Source organism: Thioclava litoralis, from assembly GCF_045278885.1.
Taxonomy (GTDB): domain Bacteria; phylum Pseudomonadota; class Alphaproteobacteria; order Rhodobacterales; family Rhodobacteraceae; genus Thioclava; species Thioclava litoralis.
Genome location: NZ_CP135443.1, coordinates 1,408,855 through 1,420,453, shown reverse-complemented (window position 1 = coordinate 1,420,453; position 11,599 = coordinate 1,408,855). Strand labels below are relative to the sequence as shown.

At 59.6% G+C, this 11,599-nt stretch carries 11 protein-coding genes; 4 read left to right on the top strand and 7 right to left on the bottom strand.

The window, feature by feature from the left end; all coding sequences use genetic code 11:
* Positions 1 to 9: 9 nt before the first annotated feature.
* Positions 10 to 1,341 carry a flagellar hook protein FlgE gene (locus RPE78_RS06950; protein WP_406720145.1) on the bottom strand — a complete coding sequence of 444 codons (1,332 nt, stop codon included), beginning with the start codon at positions 1,339 to 1,341 and terminating at the stop codon, positions 10 to 12.
* Between the two features lie 127 nt (positions 1,342 to 1,468).
* The gene (locus RPE78_RS06945; RefSeq protein WP_339108756.1) at positions 1,469 to 2,311 is read right to left on the bottom strand and encodes a flagellar motor protein MotB; all 843 of its coding nucleotides are present in this window, start codon (positions 2,309 to 2,311) and stop codon (positions 1,469 to 1,471) included.
* A gap of 144 nt (positions 2,312 to 2,455) precedes the next feature.
* Here RPE78_RS06945 and RPE78_RS06940 point away from each other — a divergent pair, with 144 nt between their 5' ends.
* The 4 genes from RPE78_RS06940 to RPE78_RS06925 are packed head-to-tail and all read left to right on the top strand — an operon-like array spanning position 2,456 to position 6,304.
* A complete protein-coding gene (locus RPE78_RS06940; RefSeq protein WP_406720144.1) occupies positions 2,456 to 3,070 on the top strand; it encodes a paraquat-inducible protein A in 615 nt (204 codons plus the stop codon).
* Positions 3,067 to 3,684, top strand: coding sequence for a paraquat-inducible protein A (locus RPE78_RS06935; RefSeq protein WP_339108753.1), 618 nt, complete (start codon positions 3,067 to 3,069; stop codon positions 3,682 to 3,684). Before RPE78_RS06940 ends, RPE78_RS06935 begins: the two co-directional genes overlap by 4 nt.
* Positions 3,681 to 5,702: an intermembrane transport protein PqiB gene (locus tag RPE78_RS06930; RefSeq protein WP_406720143.1), complete on the top strand. Its 2,022-nt coding sequence runs from the start codon at positions 3,681 to 3,683 to the stop codon at positions 5,700 to 5,702. Before RPE78_RS06935 ends, RPE78_RS06930 begins: the two co-directional genes overlap by 4 nt.
* Positions 5,703 to 5,710: 8 nt before the next feature.
* Positions 5,711 to 6,304 carry a PqiC family protein gene (locus RPE78_RS06925; RefSeq protein ID WP_339108751.1) on the top strand — a complete coding sequence of 198 codons (594 nt, stop codon included), beginning with the start codon at positions 5,711 to 5,713 and terminating at the stop codon, positions 6,302 to 6,304.
* Positions 6,305 to 6,361: 57 nt separating this feature from the next.
* Here the strand turns inward: RPE78_RS06925 and RPE78_RS06920 are convergent, their stop codons facing one another.
* From RPE78_RS06920 to flhA, 5 genes are all read right to left on the bottom strand, one after another.
* Entirely contained in the window at positions 6,362 to 6,913 is a 552-nt protein-coding gene (locus tag RPE78_RS06920; protein ID WP_339108750.1) for a flavin reductase family protein, read from the bottom strand.
* A 390-nt stretch (positions 6,914 to 7,303) separates the two neighbouring features.
* Positions 7,304 to 7,681 carry a hypothetical protein gene (locus RPE78_RS06915; protein WP_406720142.1) on the bottom strand — a complete coding sequence of 126 codons (378 nt, stop codon included), beginning with the start codon at positions 7,679 to 7,681 and terminating at the stop codon, positions 7,304 to 7,306.
* Entirely contained in the window at positions 7,678 to 8,766 is a 1,089-nt protein-coding gene (gene flhB, locus RPE78_RS06910; protein ID WP_406720141.1) for a flagellar type III secretion system protein FlhB, read from the bottom strand. Before flhB ends, RPE78_RS06915 begins: the two co-directional genes overlap by 4 nt.
* On the bottom strand, positions 8,763 to 9,533 hold the full coding sequence (locus RPE78_RS06905; RefSeq protein ID WP_339108747.1) for a flagellar biosynthetic protein FliR: 771 nt from the start codon (positions 9,531 to 9,533) through the stop codon (positions 8,763 to 8,765). Before RPE78_RS06905 ends, flhB begins: the two co-directional genes overlap by 4 nt.
* A complete protein-coding gene (gene flhA, locus RPE78_RS06900; RefSeq protein ID WP_406721628.1) occupies positions 9,530 to 11,554 on the bottom strand; it encodes a flagellar biosynthesis protein FlhA in 2,025 nt (674 codons plus the stop codon). Before flhA ends, RPE78_RS06905 begins: the two co-directional genes overlap by 4 nt.
* Positions 11,555 to 11,599 lie beyond the last annotated feature (45 nt).

The window sequence follows — 11,599 nt, the reverse complement described above, 5'->3', positions numbered from 1 at the left end:
ATCTCAAAATCAGCGTTTAATGTTCGTAGTTTCTTGCAGCATCTCATCCACGGTCTGGATGACCTTCGCATTCGATGAATAGGCACGTTGGGTCTGGATCAGATCCGTCAATTCCTTGGCAACGTCGACAGAGGACCCCTCGCGAGCGTACCCTTCGATTGCACCGGTCGGGCCATCACCGGCATCCCACAAGAAGAAGCTGCCGGATTCACCACTAATCTCGAAAGTCTGGTTATCGTTGGCCGTCAGGCCATTGGCGTTGGGCACATCAACAAGCGGAATTTGGTAGATCGTCCGCGTAAAGCCCGTATCGTAGGTCGCGTTCACATAGCCATTCTCATCGACCTCGACAGTGGTCAGGCTTCCGACAGGAGAGCCGTCCCGCGTCACATTGGTGGGCGAGAAGCTGTCCGAAAGCTGGGTCAGACCATTGGTATCGCCAATTTTGCCGATGGTAAGATCAATGGTCTGCAGCCCTTCCGCGGCAGACAACGTGACCGTGCCATTGGTCGAATCATAGGCCGGCGAGGTGCCGATCGGGGTCACCGACTTCAACGTACCGCCATTGGTCGTCGTGTTATCGAAGACCAAGGTGTAGGATGCCAGCAGATTTTCGTCAGCCGTCGTCGCAGCGTCATCTTCCGTGGCCGAATCGCGCAGCTCCATCGTCCATGTATTCTCGATCACATTGCCACTGGTATCCAGCGCCGGCGTGAAAGTCACATTGAGCGATTCCGATGTCCCGAGGTTGCCGTAATATTCAACGGATAGCGGCAGCGACGTCGTGTCGTCCACATCAACAGCCGGAAGGTTGACACCCAGATTGACCTTCGTGGTGGGGTCACCCGCCGTCTGGTTCGCGTTGATCACCACGGGCTGCAACCCCGAGACCGAATCGCGCGCATAGGTCGGAATGGTCCCGTCGGCATTTGCCGGCCAGCCCAGCAAGACAAGGCCGGTATTGGTTTTCAGAACACCATCCTCATCGGTCCGGAATGCACCGGTCGTGGTCAGTTGGAGCGTCTGGTTGCTTTGCGCGTTCTCAAGAGCCACCTCCGAGATCACCGGCAGGAAGCCGCGCCCCGACACCGCCAGATCAAGCGCATTCGAGGTCGATACCAATGCGCCCTGCTCGTCCACGATACGGGACGTGCTCGCACGGACCCCCCCTGCGGAATAGGAGTTCGCAGTCTGCGACAGCACCATGCTGGAAAATTCTGTTTCAGCACGTTTATAGCCATAGGTTCCGGAATTCGCGATGTTGTCCGAAATGGTGGACAACTTCGTAGAGTTCGCCGCCAGGCCGGCAACGCCTGCGTTAAGCGAGGAGGAAATCGACATTTATGCGCCTTTCTGCTGCTACGTGTCGTTCGATCTCCCGCAGATTTGCCCTAGCCCTCTTAAGATCACCCTAACGAATAAAATTCTCACAGAAATTGTCCCGCAAATTGTATGCGGGACAGCCTGATCACTTTCGTAAAAGGACGATTTCCAGCCGGTTATTGCGGATAGACATCGGAATTTCACTGGCAGGCTTGCGATCTGCAAACCCTGTCACACGCTGGATTCGCCGCTTGTCGAACCCGTCGCCCTGCATCAGCATCCGGACCTGCTGCACTCGCTCTGTCGACAGATCCCAAACGGGATTCTGGCGCAGCATTTCAGGATAGGCACGGGTGAAACCGTTAATCGCCACCTCATTGGGCACCAGATCGAACACCCGTGTGACCATCGCCACCAACTCTTCGAGAATCGGTTCCGGCGTACTGGTATCGGGCGCAAAAAGCGGCTCGTCGGCCAGATCGAAAAACTCCACGATCAGCCCCTCATCTGTCACCTTGGTCACGATATGGCGCGACATCTTGTCGGTCACCATGGATTCGCCGCCGATCCCCATCAGCGCCTCTTCTATTTTCGCCGCCACCTGGTCGAATTCGGCCGCCTCGCTCTCGTCCTTGGCTTCCACACCACTTTGGCCGCGCGCCTGCCGCGCCTCGGTTGGCATATTCATCGACGCACCGGTGCCCATCTGCGCGATCGTCTCTTCGGAAAAGATGGAATCCCCCCCGAAAGAGCCATCGCCGCCACCCGAGATCCGGTTCACCGCAATCGTGGGATTGAAGTAATCCGCAATGCCTTTGCGCTGCTTCTCGGTCGTCGCGTTCAACAGCCACATCAGAAGGAAAAACGCCATCATAGCGGTCACGAAGTCGGCATAGGCCACCTTCCATGCACCGCCGTGGTGCCCGTCCCCACCGGACACCTTCTTGCGTTTGATAATAATAGGGGCCTGATTATCACCAGAGCTCATGCCACCACCTCTTTTCACCCAAGCCGGTTGTAGCAAAGTGATCTTAAACACTGTTTAACACTTAAAATGCGTGACATTTACGCCGCGATCACGTGCACTGCGCTTGTATGCCCACCGCAGCAAGCTAAATTAGCCGACATGAATATGACAGAAGATCACAGCAAGCTTATTGCTTGTCCCCATTGTGATACGCTGCACCATCTCTCGCAGATCGGCGAGGACGAACGCGCGACCTGTGCCTGCTGCGGCACCTTGCTGATTGCTCCGCGCAATCGGTCCTTCCTGCATGTCGTGGCCTTGTCCTTTACGGCGATGATCCTGATGGTTGCGGCGTTCTGCTTCCCCTTCCTGCAGATTTCGGCCCGCGGGCTCACCCATGAAAGCTCGGTCCTCGGGGCGGCCTCCGCCTTCTCGGGCGGCTGGCTGGCCCTGCTTTCGGTGGCCACCGTCGCGCTGATCATCGGGGTTCCGGTTTTCCGCTTCGGTGCGCTGATCTATGTCCTTCTGCCACTCAGCTTCGACAAGAAGCCCTGGCCCAAAGCACGCGGCGTGTTCCGGCTGGCCGAACGGTTACAGCCCTGGTCGATGGCCGAGATCTTCATTATCGGGACCGCCGTCGCCCTGGTGAAAATCGGCGGCCTTGCCACGATCTCCTTCGGACCGGCATTCTGGGCCTTCTGCGCCCTGATTATCGTAATGGCGCTGAAAAACAGTTTCATGAGCAAATGGGTAATATGGGACGCCATCGGGAAGAAATGAGATATCTCTCCGCCACCGATGCAGGGCTGATCGGATGTCAGCAATGCGGGCGCGTCTGGCCGAAGGATCAACAGCGCTGCGGGCGCTGCGGGGCAAAGCTGAAGCCTGTCAATGAGGCATCGCTTGAACGGGTCTGGGCCTTCTGGTGGGCCGGTCTGATTGCCTATATCCCGGCCAATCTCTACCCGATCATGCATACGAAATTTCTGGCCACCGATAGCCCCTCGACCATTATCGGCGGGGTCATCACCCTGATGGGCCACCACAATTACGGAATTGCCGCCATCGTCTTTCTGGCGTCGGTCTGCATTCCCATCGCGAAATTCTTCGCTGTCGCCTATCTGGCCTTCACCGTAAGATCGGGCAAGAAAGACGGCGGGCACAAACGTCTTATGATCTACGAGATCGTCGAATTTATCGGTCGCTGGTCGATGATCGACGTTTTCGTGGTCGCTATTCTTTCCGCTCTTGTCCAACTTGGCTTTGTCGCCTCGATCCATCCGGGTCCGGCGGCGGCGGCCTTTGCCCTCTCCGTAGCACTCACCATGCTCTCGGCCCAAAGTTTCGATCCACGCCTGATCTGGCGTAGCGTAGAAAGACCTGCCTCCGAATGACCGAAGATCCCAAACCCGCCGACCTGCAAAAGACACAGGCCAAGAAACCCATTTGGGCACGACTGTCGCTAATCTGGTTTGTGCCGCTTTTCGCGCTTCTGATCACGCTCTATGTCGCTTGGCACACCTATTCCGACCGCGGCACCCTGATCTATGTCGATTTCAAGGATGCCACCGGTATCACCGCAGGCGAGACCGTGCTGAAATATCGCGAAGTCTCTGTCGGCACGGTCGAGACAGTGGGCTTCACCAAAGATCTTGGCGGGGTGCGCGTCGGCATCAGGGTTCATAATGACGTGGCGAAATATATCGACAAGGATGCCCGTTTCTGGATCGTGAAACCCGAGCTGTCGGCACAGGGGATCTCGCGGCTGGATACCGTCCTGTCGGGCGGCTTCATTCAGGGCTGGTGGGACAACAAGATCAGCGATCCGCAGACCGAGTTCGAAGGGCTCGACAAACAGCCGGTCACCGAAGATCCGAATTCCGGCACGCAGATTATCCTGCGCGCCCGTGACGCAGGTGGACTGGCCGAAGGCGCGCCGGTGATCTATCGCGGCCTCACTGTTGGCAAGATCCAGAACCTGCGTCTGGACGAGGGGGGCAGCGGCGTGTTGATCGATGCGTTCATCAACAAGCCCTATAACGCCCGCCTGACCACCACGACCCGCTTCTGGGATGCCTCGGGGATTTCGGTCAATCTCGGGGCCAACGGGGTGTCGGTCAATATGCGTTCTCTGGCCTCCATCGTGCAGGGCGGGGTCGAGTTCGACACTCTGGCCACGGGCGGCAGCTTCATCCAGAACGGCTTCCCCTACCGCCTCTTCAAAGACGAGAACGAGGCCCGCAACTCCATTTTCGGCGGCGAGTTCTTCGAGCCGGCACGCTATACCCTGCTGTTCGACGAGCCGGTGCAGGGCATCGAGATCGGCACCAAGGTCGAGTTCCGTGGCGTCGAGGCCGGCGAGGTCACCGACCTGTCGATCAAGGTTTCCGAAGACAGCCTCGGCACGAAATTCGCGCGCCAGCAGGTGGTTATCTCGCTGTCGCCCGAGCGTCTGGGGCTGGAGCGCAATACCGACAATGACATCGTGACCCAATTCTTGGAGAACGAGGTGGCAAACGGTCTGCGCGCCCGCATCACCGGCACCGGCCTTCTGGGCCAGACGCTGGTGATCGAACTGACCGATGTGCCCGACAGACCGAAGGCCGAGATGGACACCAAGGCCGCGCCCTATCCGACCATCCCGACCGCGCCGCAGACAGCCAATTCGCTGGCAACCTCGGCCGAGGGCGTGTTCAAGCGCGTCGAGAGCCTGCCCATCGAAGAGCTGATGACATCGGCCACGCAGATGTTCCAGTCGATCACCGCAATCGCGGGGCAGGATCGCACCAAGCAGATTCCCGACGAGCTGGCAGGAACGCTGGGCGAGATCCGCAGTCTGGTCAACGAGCTGAACAAGAATGATGCGGGCAAGAAAGCCAGCGATGCCATTGATAATGTCTCGCAGGCCGCAGATAGCGTGATGACCGAGATCGAGGGCCTGAACGACACGCTGGCCTCGGCCGACAAAGCGGCACAGCGGATCGCGGATATGCCGCTGGGCGATATCGGGGATAAGGTTGACGGGATCCTGGGTGACCTGCGCAAGATGCTGAACACCGATGATGCCGAAGCCCTGCCGCAGAACCTGTCGGATACGCTGCAACAGCTTGCGGGCCTTCTGCGCGAGCTGCGAGAAGGCGGTGTGGCCGAGAAGCTGAACGGCACCCTCTCCGCCGCGCAGGATGCGGCGGGGTCGATCCAGTCGGCCAGCGACCGTCTGCCCGCACTGACCAAGCAGTTGCAAGACCTGACAACGCAGGCACAGGGGCTTGTCGGTGCTTATGGCGACCGCTCTAACTTCAATTCGCAAGTCATGGACACGATGCGTGATCTGCGCCGCACGATTGATGCGGTCGGCTCGCTCGCACGCATGATCGAACGTAACCCGCAAGCCTTCATTACCGGGCGCTGAGGATGGACATGATGATACGTTTTACGACCTTCTCCCTGATTGGTGCCGCGCTGGTAACACTGGCCGCCTGCTCGGACCCGCTGGACACGGCACAATATGCCATTGATCCGGCTCCGGCCAAAGACACGCTGCCCAACCGTCTTGGCCGCGCCGAACTGCGTGAGATCTCGCTGCCCGATTATGCATCGGGACAGGAAATCGCGTTCCAGACGCCGGATGGGGCACTGCGCTCCAGCCCCGACAATATCTGGGCCGATGACCCCAAACGCGCGATGACGCTGGCGCTGGCACGGCAGATTTCCGAGATGTCGGGCGCGACCGTTATTGCCGAACCCTGGCCGCTTGCCTCGGACCCGCAACGCAAGATCGAGGTTCGGGTGGATCGTTTCCTTGCCGCCGCCGACGGGGCCGTACATCTGGACGGGGTCTACTATGTCTCGCCCGCAAGCTATGCGGCTTCCGGCGGCGATACGGTGCGCCGCTTTGATATCACGGTGCCGATGGGAGGGGTCGCGGGCAAAGCCGCAGATCCGGGTCTGATCGCCCGCACCCAAAGCGCAGCGCTCGGCCAGCTTGCCGCGCAGATTGCCCAGATGAAATAAACAAAGGCCCCGATTGCGGGGCCTTTTTCCATCAACAAGCGCGAAACCCGCCGCTGTTCAGACCTTCTGGAAGGTGCCGAAAGCCCCATGTGCAAAAAGCATGGGCGTCCCGCTGCCCGTGGCAAAACGCATTACGCGCCCGATGATGATCGTATGATCACCGCCTTCATGCATGGCCTCTGTCACGCAATCGAAACGCGCATGGAAATCGGGCAGCACGGGCACATCTTCCGCATTCAGGTCATAGCTCAGCCCGTCGAACCCTGCTCCGTTCCGCCCGAAACGTGGAATCAGATCCGCTTGCGCATCATGCAGGACGTGGATCGAAAAGGCCTTGGCAGCCGTGAAATGGGCATGCCGCACCGAAGCCCGCGCCGGAGACCACAAAACCAGCGGCGGGTCGAGCGAGACCGAGGCAAAGCTGTTGGCCACAATCCCCAGCGGACCGGCTTCAGGCTCGTCACGGCGCGCCGTCACGACCGTGACCCCCGTCGCAAAACGCCCCAAGGCCGCGCGGAATGCCCGCATATCCGCCGGATCGGGGGACTGGAGCGCGGCTTTGTTCTGCGCCGCCTCTATGGCCGCATCAATTTTATCGCTTTCCTGCATCTCGACCCTGTTCGCTTGCGTTCCTGAACAGATAACCCGTCCGCTGCTTGACGCAACCCTTTGAATCAGGCCCGGGCCCCTTCGATCCGGCCTTCGCTGCGGCAAACCACCCTCATTCAGCCTGTTTTTCACCACCATAGCGCGTATATGGCATATTTTTTAGGCATATGACCAATTTCACGCCAGCCATCCCCTTGGTTCGTAGCTTTGCTTTGATCTGGGGGGCGGTTTTCGGGAGGATAGTTATACGGAATACACGTTTCCTTCCTTCAAGGCCCCTGCAAAGGGCGCCACAAAGAGCTGCCTGACCGGCGACGGTCCTCCTCCCCCGAAAACGGATCAGGCAGCTCGCCTCCCCTCCCGCACAAAACTCCTGCCCAGAACTCCTGCCTAGAACTCCTGCTTGCGCAGCTTCTCGATCTTGTCCTGATCGCGGATCTGTTCGTCGATCCTCGTCAGTGCCATATGCTGCCCGAAACGCCGTGCCGAACGTTGCCGTGCCTGTTCGACCTGCGCATCCATGGCACGCTTTTCCTGCTCGAGCGCCTCGACCTTGCGCCCCGCCCATGCGCGATAGGATTCGATCATCTTCAGATCGGTCATATCCTGCACCGGCTGGCGCAGGGCCGTGCTGGCCGACTGGGTGATCTCGCCCTGTTTCATGGCCAACAGCGCCTGCGTCTGCTTCAACCGTGCAAGTTTGGACAGCTCGACATCTTTCATCATCGCCGCAATCGCAATCATGCGGCCATATCCCTGCTGACTCATGCGCCCCTCCTTTGACGTGCGCGCTGACGCATCTTATCGGCAAAACGGATTGCGGCCGCGACAGACTTGTAATGCTCGCTCTTGATCTCGTCGCCGATATCCAGCGTGGCATAAAGCGCGCGCGTGCTGGGCGGGTCGCGATGGATCGGAATGTTGTGCTCTGCCGCGATCTCGCGGATCTTCAGAGCAACATCATCCACCCCTTTGGCCACACAGATCGGTGCCCGACGCGAGGCACGGTCCCATTTGAGCGCCACAGCATAATGGGTCGGGTTGACCATCACGACATCGGCCTTGGGCACCTCGGCCATCATCTGGTTCATCGCGATCTCGATCCCGCGCTGGCGACGCTGCTGTTTCATATGGGGATCGCCCTCGGCCGACTTCATTTCATCCATCAGCTCCTTGCGCGTCATTTTCTGCCGCTTCAGAAATTCGTAGCGTTGCCAGATATAATCCACCGCCCCGACAATCACGGCCAGCATGGTGATAAGAAACAGAAATTCCAGGATGATATGCATCAGATCCGCAGTGGCCAGATCCACCCCCACCCGCTGCGAGATCAGGATGCGGTCCAGATGGCGCTGAATGAACCATCCCAGCAAAATCGCCACAATCACCAGCTTCACGAAGCTCTTGAGAAACTCGAACAGACCGTTCGGACCGTATTTCTGCTTGGCATTCGAAAGCGGATTGATGCGGCTGCCTTTGGGCATCAGCTTTTCAGGCGCGAAAACGATCGCCTTCTGCGCCAGAAGCGCCGCCAGAACCAGCACCATCGGCACGATAAACCACAAGACAAGCGGTGCGACGACTTCGCCGATGATTCCGCCCGCAATGGTGGAGCCACCGGACTCCATCTGCTCTTGCAGCATATCGACATGGCCGAGAAACTCCATCAGCCGTGACCCCAGCTTCAGCAGCGTCTCGCCTCCGAAGGCATAGGATGCGATCAGCACACCGGCATAAGAGGCGGCCACCGTAATCTCGGCGGATTTGACAAGATCACCCTTTTCCCGCGCCCGATCCAGCTTCTGCTGTGTGGCCTCGTATTCCTTTTCGCTTTCATCGGTATCGCCACTCATCGCATCACCGAAAACGGGTTGAAGAGGAAGCTCCCGAAGGCCTCGCGCCAGACAATAAGCCCTGTGGGCAAAGCGATTGCCATCAGCACGATCCCTGCCAGAGTGATGGCCGGTGCGCCGATCATGGCCACCATAAGCTGCGGCATCGCGCGGTTGATCACCCCCAGCGCAGCGTTATAGACCAGCCCGAGAATGACAAACGGGGCCGCGATGGAAAAGCCCAGCCGGAACGATTTCGCGACACCGGCCACCCCCCATTCACGGATCAGGTCGGGGGCGGGAAACTGTCCAAAGGGGAAGGCTTTATAAGAGCCGATCATCAGTTCGGCCGCCTGCACATGCAGCCCCATCGCAAAGGCCAGCGCCAGACCCGCCGTGGTCAGCATGAAGCCGACGGCAGGCTGGGATTCCCCGCCCGCCCCGAAAATCTGGGCCAAAGAGGTCGCCTGCGCGATGATCATCCCCGCCATTTGCAGCCCGTAGATGAACATCCGCATGATCACACCGATCGAAAGGCCGATCGCGGTTTCGGGCAGGATCAGGCCAAGGCTGACATCATGGGGCAAGTGCGCAAGCTGCGGGCTGACCGCGGGGGCCACCACTGCCGTGAAGGCCAAAGCCGCGCCCAGCTTGACGCGGCTCGACAGGTTCTGTTCGCCGAAGCCGGGCATGACCGATACCATCGCCCCGACCCGCAGGAATACCGCGAAAGCGATCATGAACCCCTGATGGGTAAGATTGAGCACTTGCGCCGCCAGATCGATCATGCGGGCACCACCCCCAGCATCGCAGGTTTCGCATCCAGCCCGATCTCTTCGAAAGACAGCACCGGTGCCGAAATCCCCTTGGCCCCCAGAACGGTCTTGATGAACCGCCGCCGACGCGCCGAGGTCACGATGGCCGGAAACACGCCCTGCTCCCCCACCCGAGCGATACGTTCCGCGATGTTATTGACCAGACGCGAGAATTTCTCGGGCGGAAGCGCAATATCCCCATTCCCGTTATCGCCGGGCAGTTGATAGGCCGTAAAGGTCTCTTCCCATTCCGGTGCCAGTTGCAGCAGGGGCAAGGTGCCATCCTCGCGGCGGTATTCCGCGACAAGCTGGAAGCCCAGCCGCTGGCGGACATGCTCGGTGATCAATTCGGGCGAACTCATCCCGCGCGCCTCGGAGATCGCCTCGACGATCAGCAGCAGATTACGGATGGAAACACGCTCTTCCAGCAGCAGACGCAGCACCGCCAGCAGCATATCGATCGACACTTTATCCGGCACCAGCTCGTCGAGGATACGGCGGTTGGCCTCGCCACGGGCCGGATCGGAGAGGTTGCCGGTTTCCTCCAGCAGGCGGCGCAATGTCTTCAGCGTCATCAGGCGCCCGAAATTGTTCTTGATGACTTCCAGAAGATGGGTCGCCAGAACCTCGGTCGGTGTCACCACGGTCGACCCCGTCAGCGCCGCCTCTTCCTGCGCATCCAGCGGCACCCAGCGGGCGGGCGCACCATAGACCGGCTCGCGGACATTTTCCCCTTTGGGAAGCAATTCGGCATTATCCGCCAGCAGGGCCAGCACCTTTTCGGGGTATAGCCTGTCGCGCGCCTGTTCGACCCCCTGAATGCGGATGCGGTATTCCCCCGGGGCCAGCGTGGAATCGTCGGTCAGACGGATCTCGGGCAGGATCAGACCGAAGCTTGCCGCCACATGATTGCGCATATTGTTGATCCGCACATCCAGTCCCGTCGCGGGGTCCAGCGCCATCGCCACCAGATCGGCGGAGAATTCCACATGGATATCATCGACATCCAGCACATCCCCCATAGATTTCTTCTTCTTGGGTTCGGGGGGCGGCATGCGCATGGCCGCCTTGGCCTCTTCTTTCTTGGTCTTCTTGTGCAGATGATAGGCAGCACCGCCCAAAGCCGCAGCCCCCAGCATGAAGGGCACGAAAGGCAGGCCCGGCACCAATGCGAAAAGCGCCATCAGCACGCCCACGGTAATCAGCGCCGGCGGATATTTCGAAAGCTGTCCGAAAAGGTCGCTATCGGCCGAGCCATTGGCTCCACCGCGCGACAGCAGGATCGCGGTCGCTATCGAGATGATCACAGCGGGGATCTGGCTGACCAGACCATCGCCAACCGTGAGGATCGCATAGGTCTTGAGCGCATCCGATAGCGCCATACCATGCACCGCCATGCCGATCGACAGCCCCACAATCATGTTGAGCATCGTGATCATCAGGCCCGCAACCGCATCCCCCTTCACAAATTTCGACGCCCCGTCGAGCGAGCCGAAGAAGGTGGTTTCCTTCTGTTCGCGCTCGCGGCGGGTACGCGCTTCGGCATGGTCGATGGCCCCCGCGCTCATATCGGCATCAATAGCGAGCTGCTTGCCCGGCATCGCGTCCAGAGCAAAGCGCGCCCCCACTTCGGCCATCCGGCCTGCGCCCTTGGTGATCACGATGAAGTTCACGATCAGGATCACACAGAACACCACCAGACCGATCAGGACAGAGCCGCTCATGATGAAATTCGCGAAGCCCTCGATCACGCCCCCCGCCGCACCGGTGCCGGTATGGCCCTGCCCGATGATCAGCTTGGTCGAGGAAACATTGAGCGAAAGCCGCAGCATCATCGAGGTTAGCAGAACCGTCGGGAAAGACGAGAAATCCAGCGGTCGTTCGATGAAAAGCGTGATGGTGAATATCAGGATCGCGATGGCAAAAGACACCGCCAGCCCCAGATCCAGCACCCATGACGGAACCGGCAGAATCATCATCACGATGACCGCCATCAGGGCCAGTGCCAGCAGGATCGTCGGCTGGAAGATTTGGGCAAT